General features: G+C 65.0%; 17 protein-coding genes and 3 tRNA genes. 2 read left to right on the forward strand and 18 right to left on the reverse strand.

Annotated elements, in window-relative coordinates:
* The 18 genes from tuf (OCW50_RS02635) to OCW50_RS02720 all read right to left on the reverse strand — a co-directional run.
* A partial coding sequence (gene tuf / locus OCW50_RS02635; protein ID WP_262296356.1) for an elongation factor Tu occupies positions 1-1,100 on the reverse strand: 1,100 nt, incomplete at its 3' end.
* A gap of 45 nt (positions 1,101-1,145) precedes the next feature.
* Positions 1,146-3,221, reverse strand: a complete 2,076-nt coding sequence (fusA, locus tag OCW50_RS02640) for an elongation factor G (protein ID WP_262273340.1) — start codon at positions 3,219-3,221, stop codon at positions 1,146-1,148.
* 19 nt (positions 3,222-3,240) lie between these two features.
* On the reverse strand, positions 3,241-3,711 hold the full coding sequence (gene rpsG / locus OCW50_RS02645; protein WP_036358330.1) for a 30S ribosomal protein S7: 471 nt from the start codon (positions 3,709-3,711) through the stop codon (positions 3,241-3,243).
* A 27-nt stretch (positions 3,712-3,738) separates the two neighbouring features.
* Positions 3,739-4,110 carry a 30S ribosomal protein S12 gene (gene rpsL, locus OCW50_RS02650; RefSeq protein ID WP_009764294.1) on the reverse strand — a complete coding sequence of 124 codons (372 nt, stop codon included), beginning with the start codon at positions 4,108-4,110 and terminating at the stop codon, positions 3,739-3,741.
* A 565-nt stretch (positions 4,111-4,675) separates the two neighbouring features.
* The gene (rpoC, locus tag OCW50_RS02655; RefSeq protein ID WP_262273339.1) at positions 4,676-8,851 is read right to left on the reverse strand and encodes a DNA-directed RNA polymerase subunit beta'; all 4,176 of its coding nucleotides are present in this window, start codon (positions 8,849-8,851) and stop codon (positions 4,676-4,678) included.
* A 112-nt stretch (positions 8,852-8,963) separates the two neighbouring features.
* Positions 8,964-13,094, reverse strand: a complete 4,131-nt coding sequence (gene rpoB, locus OCW50_RS02660) for a DNA-directed RNA polymerase subunit beta (protein ID WP_262296357.1) — start codon at positions 13,092-13,094, stop codon at positions 8,964-8,966.
* 245 nt (positions 13,095-13,339) lie between these two features.
* Complete coding sequence (gene rplL, locus OCW50_RS02665; protein WP_262273337.1) at positions 13,340-13,720, reverse strand: 50S ribosomal protein L7/L12; 381 nt, start codon at positions 13,718-13,720, stop codon at positions 13,340-13,342.
* Between the two features lie 53 nt (positions 13,721-13,773).
* The gene (rplJ, locus tag OCW50_RS02670; RefSeq protein WP_262273336.1) at positions 13,774-14,292 is read right to left on the reverse strand and encodes a 50S ribosomal protein L10; all 519 of its coding nucleotides are present in this window, start codon (positions 14,290-14,292) and stop codon (positions 13,774-13,776) included.
* Between the two features lie 584 nt (positions 14,293-14,876).
* Positions 14,877-16,163, reverse strand: a complete 1,287-nt coding sequence (locus OCW50_RS02675; protein WP_262296358.1) for an RNA polymerase sigma factor — start codon at positions 16,161-16,163, stop codon at positions 14,877-14,879.
* 48 nt (positions 16,164-16,211) lie between these two features.
* Positions 16,212-16,634 (reverse strand): YciI family protein, encoded by a 423-nt coding sequence (locus OCW50_RS02680; RefSeq protein ID WP_262273334.1) that lies wholly within the window; start codon positions 16,632-16,634, stop codon positions 16,212-16,214.
* Between the two features lie 186 nt (positions 16,635-16,820).
* Positions 16,821-17,522 carry a 50S ribosomal protein L1 gene (rplA, locus tag OCW50_RS02685; RefSeq protein ID WP_262273333.1) on the reverse strand — a complete coding sequence of 234 codons (702 nt, stop codon included), beginning with the start codon at positions 17,520-17,522 and terminating at the stop codon, positions 16,821-16,823.
* Positions 17,523-17,532: 10 nt separating this feature from the next.
* Complete coding sequence (rplK, locus tag OCW50_RS02690; RefSeq protein WP_262273332.1) at positions 17,533-17,961, reverse strand: 50S ribosomal protein L11; 429 nt, start codon at positions 17,959-17,961, stop codon at positions 17,533-17,535.
* A gap of 170 nt (positions 17,962-18,131) precedes the next feature.
* Positions 18,132-18,665, reverse strand: a complete 534-nt coding sequence (gene nusG / locus OCW50_RS02695; RefSeq protein ID WP_262273331.1) for a transcription termination/antitermination protein NusG — start codon at positions 18,663-18,665, stop codon at positions 18,132-18,134.
* A gap of 12 nt (positions 18,666-18,677) precedes the next feature.
* On the reverse strand, positions 18,678-18,878 hold the full coding sequence (gene secE, locus OCW50_RS02700) for a preprotein translocase subunit SecE (protein WP_173945259.1): 201 nt from the start codon (positions 18,876-18,878) through the stop codon (positions 18,678-18,680).
* Positions 18,879-19,042: 164 nt separating this feature from the next.
* Positions 19,043-19,119: transfer RNA gene (locus OCW50_RS02705), tRNA-Trp, on the reverse strand.
* 43 nt (positions 19,120-19,162) lie between these two features.
* On the reverse strand, positions 19,163-20,353 hold the full coding sequence (gene tuf / locus OCW50_RS02710) for an elongation factor Tu (protein ID WP_259060525.1): 1,191 nt from the start codon (positions 20,351-20,353) through the stop codon (positions 19,163-19,165).
* A gap of 231 nt (positions 20,354-20,584) precedes the next feature.
* Positions 20,585-20,658, reverse strand: a tRNA-Gly gene (locus OCW50_RS02715).
* A gap of 17 nt (positions 20,659-20,675) precedes the next feature.
* A tRNA-Tyr gene (locus OCW50_RS02720) sits at positions 20,676-20,760 on the reverse strand.
* A 190-nt stretch (positions 20,761-20,950) separates the two neighbouring features.
* On the opposite strand from OCW50_RS02720, the gene OCW50_RS02725 reads away from it, so the two are divergent.
* Positions 20,951-21,775: a TrmH family RNA methyltransferase gene (locus tag OCW50_RS02725; RefSeq protein ID WP_262296359.1), complete on the forward strand. Its 825-nt coding sequence runs from the start codon at positions 20,951-20,953 to the stop codon at positions 21,773-21,775.
* A 237-nt stretch (positions 21,776-22,012) separates the two neighbouring features.
* Positions 22,013-23,731: an MFS transporter gene (locus OCW50_RS02730; protein WP_262296360.1), complete on the forward strand. Its 1,719-nt coding sequence runs from the start codon at positions 22,013-22,015 to the stop codon at positions 23,729-23,731.
* The last annotated feature ends 15 nt before the right edge of the window (positions 23,732-23,746 follow it).

The following is a 23,746-nucleotide window of genomic DNA, read 5'->3' on the forward strand; positions in this document are numbered from 1 at the left end:
GCGATCAGCTCCACTTCCATGGTGATGTTGTCGCCCGGCATCACCATCTCGGTGCCCTCAGGCAGCTTCACCACGCCCGTCACGTCCGTCGTGCGGAAGTAGAACTGCGGACGGTAGTTGCCGAAGAACGGCGTGTGACGTCCGCCCTCTTCCTTCGTCAGGATGTAGGCCTCGGCCTTGAACTTCGTGTGCGGCTTGATCGAGCCCGGCTTGCACAGCACCTGGCCGCGCTCCACGTCCTCGCGCTTCGTGCCGCGCAGCAGAACGCCCACGTTGTCGCCCGCCTGGCCCTGATCGAGCAGCTTGCGGAACATCTCCACGCCCGTCACCGTGGTCTTCTGCGTGTCGCGCAGACCCACGATCTCCACTTCCTCGCCGACCTTCACAATGCCGCGCTCGACGCGACCCGTCACCACCGTGCCGCGGCCCGAGATCGAGAACACGTCCTCAATCGGCATCAGGAACGGCAGATCCACCGGACGCTCCGGCTGCGGGATGTAGCGGTCCACCTCGGCCATCAGCTCGAGAACGCGGTCACGCCCGATCTCCGGCGAACGGTCCTCCAGAGCGCACAGGGCCGAGCCCTTCACGATCGGGATGTCGTCGCCCGGGAAGTCGTACTTCGACAGAAGTTCGCGCACCTCGAGCTCGACCAGGTCGAGAAGCTCGGCGTCGTCCACCATGTCGACCTTGTTCATGAACACGACAAGCGCCGGAACGCCCACCTGGCGCGCCAGAAGGATGTGCTCGCGCGTCTGAGGCATCGGGCCGTCCGCCGACGACACCACCAGGATCGCCCCGTCCATCTGCGCCGCGCCCGTGATCATGTTCTTCACGTAGTCGGCGTGACCGGGGCAGTCCACGTGCGCGTAGTGCCGGTTCGTCGTCTCGTACTCCACGTGCGCGGTCGAGATCGTGATGCCGCGCGCCTTCTCTTCCGGAGCCTTGTCGATCTGGTCGTACGCCGTAAACGTCGCCCCGCCCGACTCCGCCAGAACCTTCGTGATCGCCGCCGTCAGGGACGTCTTGCCATGGTCCACGTGACCAATCGTCCCAATGTTGCAGTGCGGCTTATTGCGCTGAAACTTTTCCTTCGCCATCGTGGCACCCGTTCCTTTGATCGTTCAAATATTCGCTTAGTGGGTTCAGGCGTACTTCGCCTGAACCTCGGCAGCCACGTTCGACGGCACCTGCTCGTAGTGGTCGAACTGCATCGTGTAGTTGGCCCGGCCCTGGCTCATGGAGCGCAGGGTGTTCACGTAGCCGAACATGTTGGCGAGCGGGACCATCGCGTTGATGACCACGGCGTTGCCGCGCATGTCCTGGCCCTGGATCTGGCCACGACGGGAGTTGAGGTCGCCGATGACCGAACCCGTGTAGTCCTCGGGAGTCACGACCTCGACCTTCATCACCGGCTCGAGCAGAACCGATCCGCCCTTCTGGAGGGCCTCGCGGAGAGCGGCGCGAGAAGCGATTTCGAAGGCCAGGGCCGACGAGTCGACTTCGTGGAAGGCGCCGTCGACGAGTTCGACCTTGAGGTCGACCACCGGGAAGCCGGCGATCACGCCAGCGCCCACGACCGACTGGAGGCCCTTTTCGACGCCCGGGATGTATTCCTTCGGAACCGCGCCGCCGACGATCTTCGACTCGAAGGAGAAGCCCGCACCCTGCTCGTTCGGCTGGACGACCAGCTTCACGCGAGCGAACTGGCCCGTACCGCCGGTCTGCTTCTTGTGGGTGTAGTCGATCTCGGCCTTCTTCGTGATCGTCTCACGGTAGGCGACCTGCGGAGCGCCGATATTCGCATCGACCTTGTAGGTCCGACGGAGAATGTCGACCTTGATGTCGAGGTGAAGCTCGCCCATGCCCTTCAGGATCGTCTGTCCCGACTCCTGGTCGGTCGAGACGCGGAAGGACGGGTCCTCGGCGGCCAGCTTCGAGAGGGCGAGGCCCAGCTTCTCCTGGTCGGCCTTGGACTTCGGCTCGATCGCGATCTCGATGACCGGCTCCGGGAACTCCATGCGCTCCAGGATCACGGCCTTGTTCGGGTCGCAGAGCGTGTCGCCGGTACGGACGTCCTTGAGGCCGGCCAGGGCGACGATGTCGCCGGCATAAGCCTCCTTGATGTCCTCGCGGTTGTTCGCATGCATGAGCAGCATGCGGCCGACGCGCTCCTTCTTGTCGCGGGTCGAGTTGAGGATCGAGGAACCGGCCTCGACCTTGCCCGAATACACGCGGCAGAAGGTGATCGTGCCCACGAAGGGATCGTCCATGATCTTGAAGGCGAGCATGGCGAACGCGTCCTCGTCGGACGGCTTGCGGACGGTCTCTTCCTCGGTCTTGAAGTCGATGCCTTCCACCGCGCCACGGTCGACCGGGGACGGCAGGAAGTCGACGACCGCGTCGAGAAGCGGCTGAACGCCCTTGTTCTTGAACGCCGATCCGCAGAGAACCGGATGGAACGCGCGACGCTGCACGGCGGTACGAACCAGGCGACGCAGGGTCGCCTCGTCCGGCTCCTGGCCGTCCAGGTAGGCCATCATGGCCTCGTCGTCCATCTCGACGGCCGCTTCGATCAGCTTGCCGCGATACTCGACGGCCTGGTCCTGCAGGTCGGCCGGGATCTCTTCCTCGCTGAAGGAAGCGCCCAGAGCCTCGCCGTTCCAGACGATCGCCTTCATCTTGATGAGGTCGATCACGCCCTGGAAGTTGCTCTCGGCGCCGATCGGCAGCTGAAGGCAGACGGGCTTGCCGGCCACGCGGTCGATGATGTCGGCCACGCACTTGAAGAAGTCGGCGCCGGTCTTGTCCATCTTGTTGACGAACACGATACGCGGAACGTCGTACTTGTCGGCCTGGCGCCAGACGGTCTCGGTCTGGGGCTCGACGCCCTGGTTGCCGTCGAGAACGCAGACGGCGCCGTCGAGCACGCGCAGCGAACGCTCGACCTCAATGGTGAAGTCGACGTGGCCGGGGGTGTCGATGATGTTCAGGCGCTTGCCGTTCCAGAAGCAGGTGGTGGCAGCGGACGTGATCGTGATGCCACGCTCCTGCTCCTGCTCCATCCAGTCCATGGTGGCGGCACCCTCGTGCACTTCACCGATCTTGTGGGACTTACCGGTGTAGTACAGGATGCGCTCGGTCGTGGTGGTCTTGCCGGCATCGATGTGGGCCATGATGCCGAAATTGCGGTAGTCCTCAATCGCGTGCGTGCGGGGCATCGCTCAGCTCCTCAGGCCGTTACCAGCGGTAATGCGAGAACGCACGGTTGGCTTCCGCCATACGGTGGGTGTCTTCGCGCTTCTTCACGGCATTGCCGCGGTTGTTGGATGCGTCGAGCAGCTCGGCGGACAGGCGCTCGACCATGGTCTTGTCGTTGCGGCCGCGGGCGGCCTGGATGATCCAGCGGATCGCGAGAGCCTGGCGGCGCTCGGCACGAACCTCGACCGGGACCTGGTAGGTGGCGCCGCCGACGCGGCGGGAGCGCACCTCGATCGCCGGGGCGACGTTGTCGAGAGCCTGCTTGAAGACCTCGAGCGGGTTCGCCTTGGCGCGGCTCTCGATGCTGTCGAAGGCACCGTAGACGATGCTCTCGGCAGCGGACTTCTTGCCGTCGTACATGATGGAGTTCATGAACTTGGTGACGACGATATCCCCGAACTTCGGATCCGGGATGATCTCACGCTTTTCGGCGCTGTGGCGGCGGGACATGAGCTGACCTCAATAACGGTTGACGGCTTACTTCGGCCGCTTCGCGCCGTACTTCGAACGGCGCTGCTTACGATTCTTCACGCCCTGGGTGTCGAGAACACCGCGGAGGATGTGATAACGGACACCCGGAAGGTCCTTCACGCGGCCGCCGCGGATCATGACCACGGAGTGCTCCTGAAGGTTGTGACCTTCGCCCGGGATGTACCCGATGACTTCGAACCCGTTCGTCAGACGAACCTTGGCGACCTTACGCAGAGCCGAGTTCGGCTTCTTCGGGGTCGTCGTGTAAACGCGCGTGCACACGCCGCGCTTCTGCGGGCAGGCCTCAAGCGCGGGGACCTTGTTCCGGCTCTTTTGCGCCGTCCGCGGCTTGCGGATCAGCTGAGAGATCGTTGGCATCCTGTGCCCTCTTTCACCAGCCACCGACCCGGTGGCCTTCTGAGTGTCTTCAACGGTTGAACGCTGCGCCTCGCTTCTGCGGACCTTTTGGGTTGCACAAAGCGAAGCCACGCCATTGACTTGGGATAAGCCCCTGGCGCGGTGCGATTGCAGAGGACCACGATCTTTTTTACCGCGGTCGTGCCCTAAATCTGACAAGTGTCAGTCAAGGTTGAGTTCGGCAGCGTTTAGGTGGCATCGGTCGAAGCTAGGCGCTTCGACTGGCGAAAACCTACGGCCAGCCGGAAAGTCCGGTCTCTCTAGCGCCCGAGTCGCGGAAAGTCAACAGGTTTCCGCTAACCAATCGGAAAGGAACCGACCGGGAGGGCTCGTCGCCGGGCTTGTTCTTCATGTGGGGGTCGAACCGGTCGGCGCAAGGGTCTTGTCCCGGCAGCCGGGCTGCCCTGCCCCGGCCGTTCCGCCGACAAGGACGGGCAGGCCGCCAAGCTTGTCAGGGGGCCTGCCTCCCGGAATCGAAAAGGCCGCCCTGAGGCGGCCTTTCCAATCTTGCCGAACGTCTGGAGCCTTACTCGGCCGCCGGCGGCAGCTCGCTGACCTGGGCCTGGGACTCGGAGCGCTTCTGCTGCAGGATCAGCTCGTCGCGATGGGTCGCGACGGCCTTGACCTGGGCGGTGAGCGCGCCGGTGCCGGCCGGGATCAGGCTGCCGACGATGACGTTCTCCTTGAGGCCTTCGAGAGTGTCGACCTTGCCGTTGACCGCCGCCTCCGTGAGGACGCGGGTGGTCTCCTGGAAGGACGCGGCCGAGATGAACGAGCGGGTCTGCAGCGAGGCCTTGGTGATGCCGAGCAGAACCGGCACGCCTTCGGCGGGCTTCTTCTTCTCGGCCACGAGACGCTCGTTGATCTCCTCGAACTCGAGGCGATCGACCTGCTCGCCGGTGAGCAGCTCGGAATCGCCGCCCTCGGTGATCTCGACCTTCTGCAGCATCTGGCGAACGATCACCTCGATGTGCTTGTCGTTGATGAGCACGCCCTGGAGGCGGTAGACCTCCTGGATCTCGTTCACCAGATAGGCCGCCAGCTCCTCGACGCCCTTGATCGCCAGGATGTCGTGGGGCGCCGGGTTGCCGTCGACGATGAAGTCGCCGACCTCGACCACGTCGCCGTCCTGCAGGTGGATGTGCTTGCCCTTCGGGATCAGGTACTCCACCGGCTCGGAGCCATCGTGCGGATTCAGCGTCAGGCGACGCTTGCTCTTGTAGTCGCGACCGAACTGGATCGTGCCGGACTTCTCCGCAATGATGGCCGCATCCTTCGGACGACGGGCTTCGAACAGCTCCGCCACGCGCGGCAGACCGCCCGTGATGTCGCGGGTCTTGGCGCTCTCGGTCGAGACGCGGGCCAGGATGTCGCCGGCCTTGACCTTCGAACCGGGATCGACCGCCAGGATCGCGTCCACGGGCAGCAGGTAGCGCGCGTCGCCGCCGCGGGCGACCTTGGCCACCTTCCCGCCGGCGCCCTGGATCACCACCGCCGGACGCAGGTCGGCCGTGCGGGGAGAACCGCGCCAGTCGATGACCACGCGCTTGGCGATGCCCGTCGACTCGTCCATGGACTCGATCATGGACGCGCCGTCCACCAGGTCCTCGTAGCCCACCGTTCCGTCGATCTCCGTGAGGATCGGACGGGAATACGGATCCCACTCGGCGATGCGCTGGCCACGCTTGATCGTGTCGCCCTCGTCGACCTTCAGGCGCGAGCCGTATTGCAGGCGGTGAACCGCCCGCTCGGCGCCATCCTGGCCGATGATCACGACAGCCACGTTGCGGCCCATGACCACGAGGTCGCCGTCGGAGTTGCGCGCAATGTTCTTGTTGCGGAACCCGATCTTGCCCTCGAAGCTCGACTCGATGAAGGACGAGTCGGCGATCTGGGCGGCACCGCCGATGTGGAAGGTGCGCATGGTGAGCTGCGTGCCCGGCTCGCCGATGGACTGCGCCGCGATGACGCCCACCGCCTCGCCGTGGTTGACCGGGGTGCCCCGGGCCAGGTCGCGGCCGTAGCAGGTGGCGCAGACGCCGTTCTTCGACTCGCAGACCAGCACGGAGCGGATCTTCACCTCCTGGATGCCGGCAGCGCCGATCGCCTCGAGGTGATGCTCCTCGATCATCGTCCCCTTGGGAACGATCACCGAGCCGTCCTGGGCCACCAGGTCCTCGGCCGTCGAACGGCCCAGGATGCGGGAGGCCAGCGACGCGACCACCTGGCCGGCGTCGATGATGGCCCGCATCTTGATGCCCTTCTCGGTGCCGCAATCCGGCTCACGGATGACTGCGTCCTGGGCCACGTCGACGAGGCGGCGGGTCAGGTAGCCCGAGTTCGCCGTCTTGAGCGCGGTGTCGGCCAGGCCCTTGCGGGCGCCGTGGGTCGAGTTGAAGTACTCGAGAACGTCGAGGCCTTCCTTGAAGTTCGAGATGATCGGCGTCTCGATGATCTCGCCCGACGGCTTGGCCATGAGGCCGCGCATGGCCGCGAGCTGCTTCATCTGGGCCGGCGAACCACGGGCGCCCGAGTGGGACATCATGTAGATCGAGTTAACCGGCTTGTCGCGACCCTGATCGTCCTTCTGGACCGTCGAGATGCGGTTCATCATCTCGGCAGCCAGACGGTCCGAGCACTTCGCCCAGGCGTCGACAACCTTGTTGTACTTCTCGCCCTGGGTGATGAGGCCGTCCTGGTACTGCTGCTCGTAGTCCTTCGCGAGGGCACGGGTCTCCTCGACGATCTGCCACTTGTTCTCCGGGATCACCATGTCGTCCTTGCCGAACGAGATGCCGGCGCGGAACGCGTTGTAGAACCCGAGGCCCATGATGCGATCGCAGAAGATCACCGACTCCTTCTGACCGCAATGCCGGTAGACGGCATCGATCATGTTGGAGATCTCCTTCTTGGTCATGAGCTTGTTCACGACGTCGAAGGACAGGGCCGGATGCTTGGGCAGGAGACGTGAGAGCATCACGCGGCCGGGGGTGGTGTCGACGATCTTGGAGACCGGCTTCCCATCCTCGCCGAGGCCTTCCCAGCGGTAGCGGATCTTGGTGTGGAGCGTGATGACCTTCTCGTTGAGGGCGTGCTCGATCTCGCCCATGTCGGCGAAGGCCTTGCCCTGACCGGGCTGGCCGTCCGACACGATGGAGAGATAGTAGAGGCCGAGAACGATGTCCTGCGACGGCACGATGATCGGCTGACCATTGGCCGGGTGCAGGATGTTGTTCGTCGACATCATCAGCACGCGGGCCTCGAGCTGGGCCTCGAGCGAGAGCGGCACGTGGACGGCCATCTGGTCACCGTCGAAGTCCGCGTTGAACGCGGCGCAGACGAGCGGGTGCAGCTGGATCGCCTTGCCCTCGATGAGGGTGGGCTCGAAAGCCTGGATGCCGAGGCGGTGGAGCGTCGGGGCGCGGTTCAGGAGCACCGGGTGCTCGCGGATGACCTCGTCCAGGATGTCCCAGACTTCCGGCTTCTCCTTCTCGACGAGCTTCTTCGCCTGCTTGACGGTGGCCGACAGGCCGCGCGCGTCGAGCTTGGCGTAGATGAACGGCTTGAACAGCTCGAGCGCCATCTTCTTCGGCAGGCCGCACTGGTGCAGCTTGAGCTCCGGACCGACCACGATGACCGAACGGCCCGAGTAGTCGACGCGCTTGCCGAGGAGGTTCTGGCGGAAGCGGCCCTGCTTGCCCTTCAGCATGTCGGCGAGCGACTTCAGCGGACGCTTGTTGGCGCCCGTGATGACGCGGCCGCGGCGGCCGTTGTCGAACAGGGCGTCGACGGCCTCCTGGAGCATGCGCTTCTCGTTGCGGACGATGATGTCCGGCGCACGCAGCTCCATCAGGCGCTTCAGGCGGTTGTTGCGGTTGATGACGCGGCGGTAGAGGTCGTTCAGGTCCGAGGTCGCGAAGCGGCCGCCATCGAGCGGCACCAGCGGACGCAGGTCCGGCGGGATCACCGGCACGACCGTCATGATCATCCATTCCGGCTTGTTGCCCGACTGGACGAACGCCTCGATGATCTTGAGGCGCTTCATGAGCTTCTTGGGCTTCAGCTCGGACGTGGTGACGGCGATTTCCTCGCGGATCTCCTGCGCGGTCTTCTCGAGGTCGAGCTCCTGCAGGATCCGGCGGATCGCCTCGGCGCCGATCATGGCCGTGAACGAGTCCTCGCCGTACTCGTCCTGAGCACGGATGTACTCCTCCTCGGTGAGGAGCTGACGGTCCTTGAGAGGGGTCAGGCCCGCATCGACGACGATGTAGGACTCGAAATAGAGGATGCGCTCCAGATCCTTCAGGGTCATGTCGAGCAGCAGACCGATGCGGCTCGGCAGAGACTTCAGGAACCAGATGTGCGCGACGGGCGCGGCGAGCTCGATGTGGCCCATGCGGTCGCGACGGACGCGGGCCAGCGTCACCTCGACGCCGCACTTCTCGCAGATGACGCCCTTGTACTTCATGCGCTTGTACTTGCCGCACAGGCACTCGTAGTCCTTGATGGGACCGAAGATGCGCGCGCAGAACAAGCCGTCGCGCTCGGGCTTGAACGTACGGTAGTTGATGGTCTCCGGCTTCTTGATCTCGCCGTAGGACCAGGACAGAATCTTCTCAGGGCTCGCGATCGAGATCTTGATCTGATCGAAGCTCTGCGGCTGGGCCGTCTGGTTGAAGAGATTCATGACCTCTTGATTCATCGCCGTCTCCTGGGCTGAAGGGCGCTTACATAAGCACCCTCACCGGCAATTGCATGGGGCCGCGGCAGGAAAGCCGCGGCCGAACGTCAAACTTGAGGCGCCTGGGGCGCGCTTATTCCGCCGCCTCGGACGGAGGCAGCTGCTCCGCCTCGTTGGCGGCGCGCTTGGAGTTGGTCAGCTCCACGTTCAGGCCGAGCGAACGCATTTCCTTCACGAGAACGTTGAAGCTCTCCGGGATGCCCGACTCGAAGGTGTCGTCGCCGCGCACGATGGCCTCGTAGACCTTCGTGCGGCCGGCCACGTCGTCCGACTTGACCGTGAGCATTTCCTGCAGCGTGTAGGCGGCGCCGTAAGCTTCCAGAGCCCAGACTTCCATTTCGCCGAAGCGCTGGCCGCCGAACTGGGCCTTGCCGCCCAGCGGCTGCTGGGTGACGAGGCTGTAGGGGCCGATGGAGCGGGCGTGGATCTTGTCGTCCACGAGGTGATGGAGCTTCAGCATGTAGATGTAGCCCACGGTCACCTTGCGGTCGAACGGCTCGCCCGTGCGTCCGTCATAGAGCGTCACCTGACCGGACGGATTGAGACCGGCCTTCTCCAGCATAGCCTCGATATCCGCCTCCTTCGCGCCGTCGAAGACGGGCGTGGCGAACGGGACACCGCGGCGCAGCTTGTTGCCGAGCTCGACGAGCTCCTCGTCCGAGGCCTCGTCGATCTCCTGCATGTGGCCGTAGATCGACACGAGCTGCTCCCGCAGGCCCTGCGACTTGCCCGACTTCATGTAGGCGTCGACGGCCTGCGCGACCTGCTTGCCGAGACCCGCGGCGGCCCAGCCCAGGTGCGTCTCGAGGATCTGGCCGACGTTCATGCGGCTCGGCACGCCGAGCGGGTTGAGCACGATATCCGCGTGGGTGCCGTCCTCCAGGAACGGCATGTCCTCGATCGGCACGATCCGCGACACGACACCCTTGTTGCCATGGCGGCCGGCCATCTTGTCGCCGGGCTGGATCTTGCGCTTCACCGCCACGAAGACCTTGACCATCTTCATGACGCCCGGAGGCAGCTCGTCGCCGCGCTGCAGCTTCTCGACCTTGTCGAGGAAGCGCTGCTCGAGGCGCTTCTTCGACTCGTCGTACTGCTTCTGCATGGCCTCGATCTCGGTCATCAGAGCATCGTCTTCGACCGCGAACTGCCACCACTGCGACCGCGGGTACTCGTTGAGGAGCTCGCGGCTGATCTGCGTGTCCTTCTTGAAGCCCTTCGGGCCCGCAACGGCGCTCCGGCCCGAGAGGATCTCGGCCAGGCGCGCATAGGTGTTGCGGTCGAGGATCGCCTGCTCGTCGTCGCGGTCCTTGGCGAGACGCTCGATCTCCTCGCGCTCGATGGCCTGGGCGCGCTCGTCCTTGTCGACGCCGTGGCGGTTGAAGACGCGGACTTCCACGATGGTGCCGGTCACGCCCGGGGGCACGCGCAGCGAGGTGTCACGGACGTCGGAGGCCTTCTCGCCGAAGATGGCGCGCAGAAGCTTCTCTTCCGGCGTCATCGGGCTCTCGCCCTTCGGGGTGATCTTGCCGACCAGGATGTCGCCCGCATGGACCTCGGCGCCGATATACACGATGCCGGCTTCGTCGAGGTTCTTCAGCGCCTCTTCCGAAACGTTCGGAATGTCGCGCGTGATTTCCTCGGGACCCAGCTTCGTGTCGCGGGCCATCACTTCGAACTCCTCGATGTGGATCGAGGTGAAGACGTCTTCCTTCACGATCCGCTCGGACAGCAGGATCGAGTCTTCGAAGTTGTAGCCGTTCCAGGGCATGAACGCGACGAGCACGTTCCGGCCGAGCGCCAGCTCGCCGTATTCGGTCGAGGGACCGTCGGCGATGATGTCGCCCTTGCGGACGAGGTCGCCGGCGCGCACCAGCGGCTTCTGCGTGATGCAGGTCGACTGGTTGGAGCGCTGGAACTTCTGCAGGCGGTAGATGTCGACGCCCGGACGGGTCGGATCGGTGTTCTCCGTCGCACGGATGACGATACGGGTCGCGTCCACCTGGTCGACCACGCCGGTACGGCGGGCCGCGATGGCGGCGCCCGAGTCCCGGGCCACGACGGCCTCCATGCCGGTGCCGACGAACGGAGCGTCGGCCTGGACCAGAGGCACGGCCTGGCGCTGCATGTTCGAGCCCATGAGGGCGCGGTTCGCGTCGTCGTTCTCGAGGAACGGGATGAGCGCGGCGGCGACCGACACGAGCTGCTTGGGCGAGACTTCCATCAGGTCGACGCGATCGGGAGCCGCCACAATGTTCTCACCGGCGCGGCGGCAGATCACGAGCTCTTCCGTCAGGGTACCCTGTTCGTCGAGCGGCGAGTTGGCCTGGGCGATGTTGTACTTCGCCTCCTCCATGGCGGAGAGGTAGATCACCTCGTCCGTCACGCGGCTGTCGCGCACGCGGCGGAACGGCGTCTCGATGAAGCCGTACTTGTTGACGCGGGCGAAGGTCGCGAGCGAGTTGATCAGACCGATATTCGGGCCTTCCGGCGTCTCGATCGGGCAGATGCGGCCATAGTGCGTCGGGTGCACGTCGCGCACCTCGAAGCCGGCGCGCTCGCGGGTCAGACCACCCGGGCCCAGGGCCGAAAGGCGACGCTTGTGCGTGACTTCCGAGAGCGGGTTCGTCTGGTCCATGAACTGCGAGAGCTGCGAGGAGCCGAAGAACTCGCGCACGGCGGCGGCCGCCGGCTTCGCGTTGATCAGGTCCTGCGGCATGACCGTGTCGATGTCGACGGACGACATGCGCTCCTTGATCGCGCGCTCCATGCGGAGAAGACCCAGACGGTACTGGTTCTCCATGAGCTCGCCGACCGAACGCACGCGGCGGTTGCCGAGGTGGTCGATGTCGTCGATCTCGCCCTTGCCGTCGCGCAGGTCCACGAGCGCCTTCGTGACCGCCAGGATGTCCTCGCGGCGCAGGGTGCGCACGGTGTCCTCGGCGTCGAGGTCGAGGCGCATGTTCATCTTCACGCGGCCGACCGCCGAGAGGTCGTAGCGCTCGGGATCGAAGAACAGCGAGTTGAACATGGCCTCCGCCGTCTCGAGGATCGGCGGCTCGCCCGGACGCATGACGCGGTAGATGTCGAACAGGGCGTCCTCGCGGGAGGAAGCCTTGTCGATGGCGAGGGTGTTGCGGATGTACGGGCCGACCGTGACGTGGTCGATGTCGAGCACCGGGATCTCGGTGAACCCGGCATCCTCCAGGCCCTTCAGCAGCTTCTCGGTGATCTCGTCGCCCGCCTCGGCGTAGATCTCGCCGGTGGAGGGGTTCACGAGATCTTCGCCGATGTACTGGCCGTAGAGGTCCTCGTCCGAGGCACGCAGGTTCTTGAGGCCCTTCTCGGCGAGCTGGCGGGCGGCGCGCGCCGTCAGCTTCTTGCCGGCCTCGAGCACGACCTCGCCGGACTTGGCGTCGACCAGGTCGACGGAAGCCTTGAAGCCCTTCATGCGCTCGGCGTCGAACGGCACCGACCAGGCGTCGCCGTCCCGGGTGTAGATGACGTGGTTGTAGAAGGTGTTGAGGATCTCCTCCCCGTCGAGGCCCAGGGCGTAGAGCAGCGACGTGGCCGGGATCTTGCGCTTGCGGTCGATACGCGCATAGACGATGTCCTTGGCGTCGAACTCGATGTCGAGCCAGGACCCGCGGTACGGGATGATGCGGGCGGCGAACAGCAGCTTGCCCGAGGAGTGCGTCTTGCCCTTGTCGTGGTCGAAGAACACGCCCGGGGAGCGGTGCATCTGAGACACGATGACGCGCTCGGTGCCGTTCACGATGAAGGTGCCGTTATCCGTCATGAGCGGCATGTCGCCCATGTAGACGTCCTGCTCCTTGATGTCCTTCACGGAGCGGGCGCCGGTGTCCGGGTCCACATCGAACACGATGAGGCGCAGCGTGACCTTGAGCGGCGCAGCGAAGGTCATGCCCCGCTGACGGCACTCGTCCACGTCGTATTTCGGCGGCTCGAACGTGTACTTCACGAATTCGAGCAGGGCGGTATTCGAAAAGTCCGAAATCGGGAAAACCGATTTGAAGACGGCTTGCAAGCCCTCTTCCGGCCGGCCACCCTTTGGCTCTTCGACCATCAGGAACTGGTCGTAGGATGCCTTCTGAACCTCGATCAGGTTCGGCATCTCCGCCACTTCCTTGATTTTCCCGAAGAACTTGCGAATGCGCTTCCGGCCGATCAGTGTGTTGGCCATCTGGACCTCGTTCCTCTACACGGCTAATCGAGAACCCCGGAGGGTCAGGCTTCTCGATTAGCCGCCCGGCGAAAAGCGCCGGTTTTTCGAACCAATCCGGGCTCGCGGGGAGCCCTTCCAAAACGCCGTCAAGGAAGCCCGGCCTCTTTGACGACACAACGGCCCCAAGCGAAATTGCCTGGGACCGCGTATTTTTGAGCCCCGATATCTCGGGGGCAACCCTGCAGCCCTGACGGGCCGCAAAATTACTTAAGCTCGACCTTGGCGCCGACCTTCTCGAGGGTCGCCTTGATCTTCTCGGCTTCGTCCTTGGAAACGCCTTCCTTGACGGGCTTCGGCGCACCTTCGACGAGGTCCTTGGCTTCCTTCAGGCCCAGGCCCGTGATGCCACGGACTTCCTTGATGACCTCGATCTTCTTGTCGCCGGCAGCAGCCAGGACGACCGTGAACTCGGTCTGCTCTTCGGCCGGAGCGGCGCCAGCGCCACCGGCGCCCGGAGCAGCCGCGACGGCAACAGCCGCAGCGGCGGAAACGCCCCACTTCTCTTCGAGCATCTTCGAGAGCTCGGCGGCCTCGAGAACGGTCAGCGACGACAGATCGTCAACGAGCTTGGCAAGATCAGCCATTTCTTAGTTCCTTAAAGTTCAGTTCGAACGGTTTGATGGTTGAGGTTACGGCCTCACGCCGCTTCGCCTGTCTTGGCATAGGCCCCGAACACGCGGGCGAGCTTCGCCGCCGGCGCAGTGCTGAGCTGAGCGATCTTCGTAGCCGGAGCCTGGATAAGGCCGACCAGCTTGCCGCGCAGTTCGTCGAGGGACGGAAGGGTGGCAAGCGCCTTCACTCCGTCCACGTTCAGGGCGGTCGTTCCCATTGCGCCGCCGAGGATCACGAGTTTCTCGTTAGCCTTGGCGAAATCAACAGCGACCTTGGGCGCCGCGACCGGATCGCTCGAGTAAGCGATCAGGGTCGGACCTTTCATGAGGCCCGAAATGGACGCGACGTCCTTGCCTTCGAGAGCGATTTTGGCGAGGCTGTTTTTTGCGACCTTCACGGTGGCGCCGGCCTGCTTCATCTGCGCGCGCAGCTTCTGCATGTCGGCGACCGTGAGACCAGCATAGTGGGCGACGACGACAACGCTCGTGGTGCTAAACACGTCGTTGAGAGTCGAGACGAGCTCGCGCTTTGCTGCTCTTTCCACTGGGCTCTCTCCGGTTGGCGGATATGTCCGCCGGTTGCATTTGCCGTTCAAGGCCCGGACTTGCATCCGAGGGCATCCCTGAACGACGCTCTCGCAAGCCCTGTCCCCCAAATGACGCCTGGCGGCGCACCGGGTGAGATGGTTCGAACCGACTCTCTTCACCTGCGTTGAACAGGTGTCAAACTCGGCTTCCCCGTCTATGCAGGCCCTTTCGAATTAAACCGGCTCGCCGGCACCTGCAGTCTCGGACAGGACATAGCCGGAACGCGCCAAAGGTCGCCCTTTGGCTCGCCGGCTTGTCACCGCCCCGTCTCCGGGACGGATTCGTAGCCAGAAGCCCGCGCAAAAGCGGAGCCTCGGCCTATGTTGGAAACTCAACGCGTTCTATTAAGCCTTTCTGAAGCATTTGCCAAGAGGAATTTTCCCGAGTCGGGGAACTAATTGACGTTACGTCGTTTCCGCAGGCCGTCCGCGCCCGTGCGGGCAGCCGGGAGGCCACGGCGAAGGCTTCAGAATGCAACGATATGGTGGCTCCGGAAGGCCCTTTCAAGAGGGGAACGGTGGCGCCCGGGATCAGGAAGGGCTCACCCGTCGTCGGTCGGGCCGGCCGCTCTCGTCCGGCACAGGGCTGCCCGTTCGAGAAGGAAGGCCTTCTCGCGCTCGTTGCCGCTCAAGGACGCCGCAAACTCGAACTGAACCCTGGCTTCGGCCGCCCGGCCGGCCCGGAGCAGGACATCGCCCCGGGCGGCCGGCAGCGGGGCGTAGCGGGGCAAGGCGGCGGGATCGATCAGGTCCAGCAGCGTCAGGCCTGCCTCCGGGCCGAACGCCATGCTGTGGGCGATCGCCCGGTTGAGGTCGACCACGGGCGAAGGCGTCACGGCGCGCAGCTCATCGTACAGGGCGGCAATCCTGCGCCAGTCCGTGTCCTCCGGGCGGTTCGCCCGGGCATGGCAGGCGGCGAGCGCGGCCTGAAGGGCATAGGGGCCTCCGGCGCCGCCCAGGGCTTCGGCGCGCTCCAGAGCGGCCAGGCCTCGCCGGATCAGGAGCCGGTCCCAGCGGGCCCGGTTCTGCCGGGTCAGCGGGACCGGCAGGCGGTCCGGAGAAAGGCGGGCCGGCAGGCGCGAGGCCTGGATCTCCATGAGGGCCAGGAGGCCGAAGACCTCGGGCTCGTCGGGTGCCAGGCCGGCCAGGATGCGGCCCAGGCGCTGGGCCTCGGCGCAGAGGGTCGGGCGGGTCAGATCTGTCCCGGACGTCGCCGCATAGCCCTCGTTGAAGATCAGGTAGACGACCTCCAGGACCGAGGCGAGGCGCTCCTGCCGCTCCCTGCCCCGCGGCACCTCGAAGGTCAGGCCCGCTTCGCCGAGGGTTCTCTTCGCCCGGACGATGCGCTGGGCGATGGCGGCCTCGCTCGCCAGGTAGGCGCGGGCGATTTCCTGTGTGGTCAGCCCGCCGATCAGGCGCAGGGTCAGAGCCGAGCGGGCGTCGGGCGACAGGACCGGATGGCAGGCCGTGAAGACGAGGCCCAGCAGCTCGTCCCCGACATCGTCGTCCAGGGCGGTCTCGAGCGCCTCGATGCCGGTCTCGTCCCATTCCGACAGGTCACGGCCGAGCTCCGCGTGCTTTCGTGCGAGCATCCGGCCGCGCCGCAGCCGGTCGATGGCCCGGCGCTTGGCCGTGGCCGTCATCCAGGCGCCGGGATTGGCCGGAATGCCGGCTCGCGGCCATTCGGCCAGGGCCGTCACGAAGGCGTCCTGCGCCAGCTCCTCGGCCAGATCCACGTCGCGCGTCATCCGGGCGAGGACCGCGATGATCCTGGCCCGCTCGATCCGGAAGATCGCCTCGATCGCCCGGTGGGTCTCGGCGGCCGTCATGGTCTCACGCAGGAGGTCGCCGGACGTCCGGGCGGATCATCCACGGGCTCAAAGCCCGGGAGTCTTTGCACGGAGCTGCTTTTCCCGCTCGGCGATGTCCGGGGTCACGACATCGCCGAAATCCGCCATCTCGTAGAAGGGCCGGATTTCGATCTCGCTCGGGCCGAACATCGGGTTGGGGCAGCGCTTCACCCACTCGACCGCCTCGGCCATGTCCTTGACCTCCCAGACCCAGAAGCCGGCCACGAGTTCGCGCGTTTCGGCGAAAGGCCCGTCGATCACGGTGCGGCTCGGGCCGTCGAAAGCGACCCGCTTGCCCTGCGAGGACGGCTTGAGTCCGTCCCCGGCCAGGAGAACGCCGGCCTTGACCAGCTCCTCGTTGAATCGGCCCATGGCCTCGAAAAGCTCGGTCGTGGGCATGACGCCCGCTTCGCTGTCCTCGGTGGCCTTGACCAACACCATCACGCGCATCGTCTCATCTCCTTGTGAACCAGGGAGGCCTCACGGGCTCTCCTGTCCCTTACGACGAACGGGCATCGGCCGGATCGACAACCCGCGGAGACTTTTTTGCACCAGGACGGCCGCAAAGGGGACTCGGAAATGAAAAAGCCCGGCGCAGGGGCCGGGCTTTCTCGGTTTTCATGGGGATGGGCTTGATCAGCCGCCGATCACCGACGAGGGATCGACCTTCACGCCCGGGCCCATCGTCGAGGAGATCGCGACGCGCTGGATGTAGGTGCCCTTGGCGCCCGTGGGCTTCGCGCGGGAGACCGCATCGGCGAACGCCTTGATGTTCTCCACCAGCTTGCCCTCGTCGAACGAGGCCTTGCCGATGCCGGCATGGACGATGCCGGCCTTCTCGACGCGGAACTCGACGGCGCCGCCCTTGGCGGCCTCGACGGCGCCCTTCACGTCCATGGTGACCGTTCCGACCTTCGGGTTCGGCATCAGGCCGCGCGGGCCCAGAACCTTACCGAGACGGCCGACCAGCGGCATCATGTCGGGAGTGGCGATGCAGCGGTCGAAGTCGATCGTGCCGCCGTTGACGACCTCGAACAGGTCCTCGGCGCCCACCACGTCGGCACCGGCCGCCTTGGCCTCATCGGCCTTGGCGCCACGGGCGAAGACGGCAACCCGGACCGTCCGGCCGGAGCCGTTCGGCAGGTTGCAGACGCCGCGGACCATCTGGTCGGCGTGGCGGGGATCGACGCCGAGATTCATCGAGATCTCGATGGTCTCGTCGAACTTCGCCTTGGCGCGTTCCTTGATCAGCTTCACCGCGTCCTGGATCGGGTAGAGCTTAGTGACCTCGATGCCCTCGCGGGCGGCGCGGATGCGCTTTCCTTCGTTTGCAGCCATCATGCCCTCCTTACGCCACTTCCATGCCCATCGAGCGCGCGGAGCCCTCGATCATGGCCATGGCGGATTCAACGGTGTCGCAGTTGAGATCGACCATCTTCTTCTCGGCGATCTCGCGGATCTGGTCGCGGGTCACGCGGCCGACATTGCCGCCCTTGCCGGGGGTCTGCGAACCCTTGTCGATCTTCGCGGCCTTCTTGAGGAAGTACGAGACCGGGGGCTGCTTCATCTCGAAGGTGAAGGAACGATCCTGATACGCGGTGATGATCACCGGGATCGGGGTGCCCTTCTCCATCTGCGAGGTCTTCGCGTTGAAGGCCTTGCAGAATTCCATGATGTTCAGGCCGCGCTGACCGAGCGCAGGACCGATCGGCGGCGACGGGTTGGCTGCGCCTGCGGGCACTTGAAGCTTAACGTAGCCCGAGATTTTCTTTGCCATAGGACTGCTCCCAATGGACCAACCGCCCGGCGCCAACCGAGCGGAATGGCAGTTGCAGATCGCGGTGCAGCCTGTTGCCCCCGGCTGGCGACCGGGCAGACCTCCCGCGGATGAAGGCTCCTCTCAGGAAGCCTGGAAAGCGGCACCGTCGAGGTGCCACTTCCCTCCGGTCAGATCTTTTCGACCTGGCCGTATTCGAGTTCGACCGGCGTGGCGCGGCCGAAAATGGAGACCGCCACCTTGAGGCGGGCCCGGGAATGGTCGACTTCCTCGACCACGCCGTTGAAGGAGGCGAACGGACCGTCGGAGACGCGAACCTGCTCGCCGACCTCGAAGCTGACGGACGGCTTGGGGTGGTCGACGCCCTCGGCCACCTGGCCCTTGATCCGCTCGGCCTCCCGGTCCGGGATCGGGACCGGCTTGGACTTGTCGGCGCCCAGGAAGCCCGTCACCTTGGGGGTATTCTTGATGAGGTGATAGACCTCGTCGGTGAGGTCGCACTTGACCAGAACGTAGCCCGGGAAGAACTTGCGCTCGGTGTCGACCTTGCGGCCGCGGCGCACCTCGACGACCTTCTCGGTCGGGACCATGACCTCGTCGAACTTGTCCTCGAGGCCGCGCTGCGCGGCCTGGTCCTTGATCGACTGGGCGACCTTGTTCTCGAAGTTCGAATAGGCGTGGACGATGTACCAACGCTTCGTCATTGCATCCGCCTCTTAACCGCCAAGCCCGAGGATCACCGAGCGAACACCCCAGCCGATCGCCTGATCGACGACCAGGAAGAACAGGCTGGCCACCACCACCATCACGAACACCATAGCGGTCGTGATCATGGTCTCCTTGCGCGTCGGCCAGGTCACCTTCGCGGCTTCCGAGCGGACCTGCTGTATGAAATCGAACGGGTTCGTCTTCGCCATTTCCTTAACGTCCACATCACCTTGAGAGCGGCTGCGAACGTCCTCCATGGGCATGCTTGAGCCCAAATTGAAGGGGCGCGAGGCTGCTTTTCGAGCCTCGCGCCACCTGTTCAAACCATCTACGGGGCGCCTCTCTAGCGCAAAACGCCCGCTTTGTCGACCGCTGGCAGGAGTGGAGGGACTCGAACCCCCAACCCCCGGTTTTGGAGACCGGTGCTCTAGCCGATTGAGCTACACTCCTCCGGCGGTCAACAGGCGGCGGAAGCCCGCCACCTGGATCGGTGTTAGTCCATCACGGCGGCGACGACGCCGGCGCCGACGGTACGGCCGCCTTCGCGGATGGCGAAGCGCAGCTTCTCTTCCATGGCGATCGGGGCGATCAGCTCCACTTCCATGGTGATGTTGTCGCCCGGCATCACCATCTCGGTGCCCTCAGGCAGCTTCACCACGCCCGTCACGTCCGTCGTGCGGAAGTAGAACTGCGGACGGTAGTTGCCGAAGAACGGCGTGTGACGTCCGCCCTCTTCCTTCGTCAGGATGTAGGCCTCGGCCTTGAACTTCGTGTGCGGCTTGATCGAGCCCGGCTTGCACAGCACCTGGCCGCGCTCCACGTCCTCGCGCTTCGTGCCGCGCAGCAGAACGCCCACGTTGTCGCCCGCCTGGCCCTGATCGAGCAGCTTGCGGAACATCTCCACGCCCGTCACCGTGGTCTTCTGCGTGTCGCGCAGACCCACGATCTCCACTTCCTCGCCGACCTTCACAATGCCGCGCTCGACGCGACCCGTCACCACCGTGCCGCGGCCCGAGATCGAGAACACGTCCTCAATCGGCATCAGGAACGGCAGATCCACCGGACGCTCCGGCTGCGGGATGTAGCGGTCCACCTCGGCCATCAGCTCGAGAACGCGGTCACGCCCGATCTCCGGCGAACGGTCCTCCAGAGCGCACAGGGCCGAGCCCTTCACGATCGGGATGTCGTCGCCCGGGAAGTCGTACTTCGACAGAAGTTCGCGCACCTCGAGCTCGACCAGGTCGAGAAGCTCGGCGTCGTCCACCATGTCGACCTTGTTCATGAACACGACAAGCGCCGGAACGCCCACCTGGCGCGCCAGAAGGATGTGCTCGCGCGTCTGAGGCATCGGGCCGTCCGCCGACGACACCACCAGGATCGCCCCGTCCATCTGCGCCGCGCCCGTGATCATGTTCTTCACGTAGTCGGCGTGACCGGGGCAGTCCACGTGCGCGTAGTGCCGGTTCGTCGTCTCGTACTCCACGTGCGCGGTCGAGATCGTGATGCCGCGCGCCTTCTCTTCCGGAGCCTTGTCGATCTGGTCGTACGCCGTAAACGTCGCCCCGCCCGACTCCGCCAGAACCTTCGTGATCGCCGCCGTCAGGGACGTCTTGCCATGGTCCACGTGACCAATCGTCCCAATGTTGCAGTGCGGCTTATTGCGCTGAAACTTTTCCTTCGCCATTGATCTCTACCTTGCATAGGCCAGGAACAAAAAACCCAGGGGCGTCCGATATTGCGGTTAGGCTCTTTGTGCAAGAGCCAATTTCGATATTGCAAAACCTTGTGCCTGATAACCCGCTCCATGGGCCTCCCATGGGGCGAACCGTCACGCATGTCCTCACCGGGCGGGTTCGGCCTGTATAAAGGCGCTGGAGGCCAAAAATACAAGCTGGGCTGGACGCGTCGCGGAAGGTGGAGCGGGTGAAGGGAATCGAACCCTCGTATTCAGCTTGGAAGGCTGCTGCTCTACCATTGAGCTACACCCGCATGCCCTTCTGATTGGGTGGTGGGGGAAGTAGGACTCGAACCTACGAAGGCATAGCCAGCGGATTTACAGTCCGCCCCCTTTGCCGCTCGGGACATTCCCCCTTAAGACCCAACCCGAACGCAAAACGCCGAGGCTGTTCTGCAGAGCGCTTGCCGTGGCCGACGCTCCGTGGCGCTCTTATGGTGACCTGCATGGCCGGTGTCAACCTCAAAGCGCGTCGAAATCGGACGGGTCGTGAACCGGCCCGCTCTGTGCTATGGCGGCTGCATCACCACACGAGATCCCAAGAGCATGAGCGACCGCCCTTTCCCGCCCCGCAAGCCGAGATTCCAGCGCCCGCATGGGAAACCTGGCCGCCGCGATCCCCAGGCGAGACGACCGAATTTCGAGATCGACACCACGATCCTCTATGGGTTCCATCCGGTCGTGGAGGCCCTGCGCAACGGAAAGCGGACGATTCGACGCCTCCTGGCCACCGAGAACTCCGCCAGGCGGCTGAGCGAGGAGCTGGGGGCGCCGCTGGCGATCGAACCTGAGATCGTCCGGCCGGACGAGATCAACCGCCTCCTCGAGCCGGACGCGGTCCATCAGGGCCTCTATGCCGAGGCCGATCCCCTGCCCTCGCCTTCGGTCGATACCCTGAGCGGCAAGCGGGTCGTCCTGGCCCTCGACCAGATCACCGATCCGCACAATGTCGGGGCGATCGTCCGCACGGCCGCCGCCTTCGACGTGGAGGCCATCATCACCACGGCCCGGCACAGCCCGGCCGCCACGGGCGTGCTGGCGAAGTCGGCCTCCGGCGGTCTCGAGCACGTGCCCTTCATGATCGTGCGCAATCTCGGAGACACGCTGACCGCCCTGGGCGAGCGCGGCTTCCAGCGAATCGGCCTCGACTCCTCCGGCGACGCGAATCTGGACGAGGTCGAGATCAGCCTGCCGGTGGTGCTCGTGCTGGGTTCGGAGGGCAAGGGCTTGCGTCAGAGGACGCGGGAATGCTGCGACGTCATGGGCCGGCTCGACATGCCGGGCGCGATCAAGAGCCTGAACGTCTCCAACGCCGCCGCCATCTGCCTTTATGCTGTGGTCAAAGGGGCCTCCAGGGGCGCTCGGAAGTAAAGCCGAGCCTTCGCTTAAATATCTGCGGCCGCTCATTGATTTGATCGACCGGGGGACTTCTTAGACGGAAGTCGCAAATACCAATTGTGAATTGTGGAAAGAAAGGCCGGAGTTAGCCTCCCGTTCGATGGAATTCTTGACTGCCCGTCGCAGTCACGAGGCCTCGGCCCAGAGCCTGCCCGGCAGGCTTGCGGCCAAGAACCCGGATCACCGGGCATACGAACGGAAGGGAACCCTATGGCAACAGCAGCTACCACGCCTCATTCGGCCGCCGCGACGCGGCCGATGACGCGGGAGGAAAAGAAGGTCATTCTGGCCTCCTCCCTCGGTACCGTCTTCGAATGGTACGACTTCTATCTCTACGGCTCGCTCGCCACGATCATCGGCGCGCAGTTCTTCTCCGCCTTCGACGTGACGACCCGTAACGTCTTCGCCCTCCTGGCCTTCGCGGCCGGCTTCCTGGTGCGTCCGTTCGGGGCCATCGTGTTCGGCCGCATCGGCGACCTCGTCGGCCGGAAATACACCTTCCTGGTCACCATCCTGATCATGGGCTGCTCGACCTTCTTCGTGGGCCTGCTTCCCAGCTACAACCAGATCGGCTGGGTCGCCCCGGTGGTCCTGATCGCGCTGCGCATGCTCCAGGGGCTGGCGCTCGGCGGCGAATACGGCGGCGCCGCCGTCTATGTGGCCGAGCACGCTCCGGTGGGCCGCCGCGGCTTCTACACCAGCTTCATCCAGATCACCGCCACGGTCGGCCTGCTCCTGTCCCTCGTGGTCATCCTCGTGCTGCGCACCTGGATGGGCGAGCAGGGCTTCCAGACCGGCGAGGGCTGGCCGATCGCCGGCTGGCGCATCCCGTTCCTGCTCTCGGTCGTGCTGCTCGGCATCTCGGTCTGGATCCGTCTCCAGATGAACGAATCGCCGGCCTTCAAGAAGATGAAGGAAGAAGGCACCCAGTCGAAAGCCCCGCTGAAGGAAGCCTTCGGCCAGTGGAGCAACCTGAAGATGGTGATCATCGCCCTGGTCGGCCTCGCCATCGGCCAGGCCGTGGTGTGGTACACGGGTCAGTTCTACGCCCTGTTCTTCATCCAGAGCATCCTGAAGGTCGACCTGCTCACCTCGAACGTGCTGATCGCCTGGTCGCTGATCCTCGGGACGGCCGGCTTCGTGATCTTCGGCGCCCTGTCCGACAGGATCGGCCGCAAGCCGGTGATTCTCGGCGGCTGCCTGATCGCGGCGATCACCTACTTCCCGCTCTTCGGCGCTCTCACGAACGTCGTGAGCCCGCGGCTGGCCCAGGCGCTCGAGACCGCCAAAGTCCAGGTCGTGGCCGATCCCGCCACCTGCGGCTCGGTGTTCGATCCGGTGGGCATCCGGACCTTCACGGCCCCGTGCGATGTGGCTCGCGTGGCTCTGGCCCGCGCGGCCATCAAGTACGAGCTCGTTCCGGCCGCGGCCGGCTCGCCCGTCAAGGTGACGTTCAACGGCACCGAGGCGCCCATCGCCCCGGCCGTGCCGGCCAACATCACCGCCTTCAGCGAGGCGGCGGCGGCGGCAGGCTACCCGAAGGCCGGCGACCCGAGCATCCTCAAGGTCAGCGGCTTCTTCAACGCCCTCGGCAACGCACAGGCGCTCAAGGCCATCGGCATCCTGACCATCTTCGTGATCTACGTCACGATGGTGTACGGCCCGATCGCCGCGGCCCTGGTGGAGTTCTTCCCCACCCGCATCCGCTACACGGCGATGTCCCTGCCCTACCACATCGCCAACGGCTGGTTCGGCGGCCTGCTGCCTCCGACAGCCTTCGCGATGGTGGCGGCCACGGGCGACATCTACTACGGCCTCTGGTACCCGATCGTGATCGCCCTGGTGACCTTCGTGGTCGGCCTCCTGTTCGTGCCGGAAACCAAGGACCGGGACATCATGACGTTCGACGGTCTTGCCACGAAGCGCTAAGCGTTCGGACGGTTC

This window comes from Microvirga sesbaniae (assembly GCF_025460805.1).
Taxonomy (GTDB): domain Bacteria; phylum Pseudomonadota; class Alphaproteobacteria; order Rhizobiales; family Beijerinckiaceae; genus Microvirga; species Microvirga sesbaniae.

Excerpts from the sequence above, each read along its gene's own strand:
- fusA (WP_262273340.1), bottom strand. The coding sequence starts at position 3,221 with ATGCCCCGCACGCACGCGATTGAGGACTACCGCAATTTCGGCATCATG.
- rpsG (WP_036358330.1), bottom strand. The coding sequence starts at position 3,711 with ATGTCCCGCCGCCACAGCGCCGAAAAGCGTGAGATCATCCCGGATCCG.
- rpsL (WP_009764294.1), bottom strand. The coding sequence starts at position 4,110 with ATGCCAACGATCTCTCAGCTGATCCGCAAGCCGCGGACGGCGCAAAAG.
- rpoC (WP_262273339.1), bottom strand. The coding sequence starts at position 8,851 with ATGAATCAAGAGGTCATGAATCTCTTCAACCAGACGGCCCAGCCGCAG.
- rpoB (WP_262296357.1), bottom strand. The coding sequence starts at position 13,094 with ATGGCCAACACACTGATCGGCCGGAAGCGCATTCGCAAGTTCTTCGGG.
- rplL (WP_262273337.1), bottom strand. The coding sequence starts at position 13,720 with ATGGCTGATCTTGCCAAGCTCGTTGACGATCTGTCGTCGCTGACCGTT.
- OCW50_RS02675 (WP_262296358.1), bottom strand. The coding sequence starts at position 16,163 with ATGACGGCCGCCGAGACCCACCGGGCGATCGAGGCGATCTTCCGGATC.
- OCW50_RS02680 (WP_262273334.1), bottom strand. The coding sequence starts at position 16,634 with ATGCGCGTGATGGTGTTGGTCAAGGCCACCGAGGACAGCGAAGCGGGC.
- rplA (WP_262273333.1), bottom strand. The coding sequence starts at position 17,522 with ATGGCTGCAAACGAAGGAAAGCGCATCCGCGCCGCCCGCGAGGGCATC.
- rplK (WP_262273332.1), bottom strand. The coding sequence starts at position 17,961 with ATGGCAAAGAAAATCTCGGGCTACGTTAAGCTTCAAGTGCCCGCAGGC.
- nusG (WP_262273331.1), bottom strand. The coding sequence starts at position 18,665 with ATGACGAAGCGTTGGTACATCGTCCACGCCTATTCGAACTTCGAGAAC.
- secE (WP_173945259.1), bottom strand. The coding sequence starts at position 18,878 with ATGGCGAAGACGAACCCGTTCGATTTCATACAGCAGGTCCGCTCGGAA.
- tuf (WP_259060525.1), bottom strand. The coding sequence starts at position 20,353 with ATGGCGAAGGAAAAGTTTCAGCGCAATAAGCCGCACTGCAACATTGGG.
- OCW50_RS02725 (WP_262296359.1), top strand. The coding sequence starts at position 20,951 with ATGAGCGACCGCCCTTTCCCGCCCCGCAAGCCGAGATTCCAGCGCCCG.
- OCW50_RS02730 (WP_262296360.1), top strand. The coding sequence starts at position 22,013 with ATGGCAACAGCAGCTACCACGCCTCATTCGGCCGCCGCGACGCGGCCG.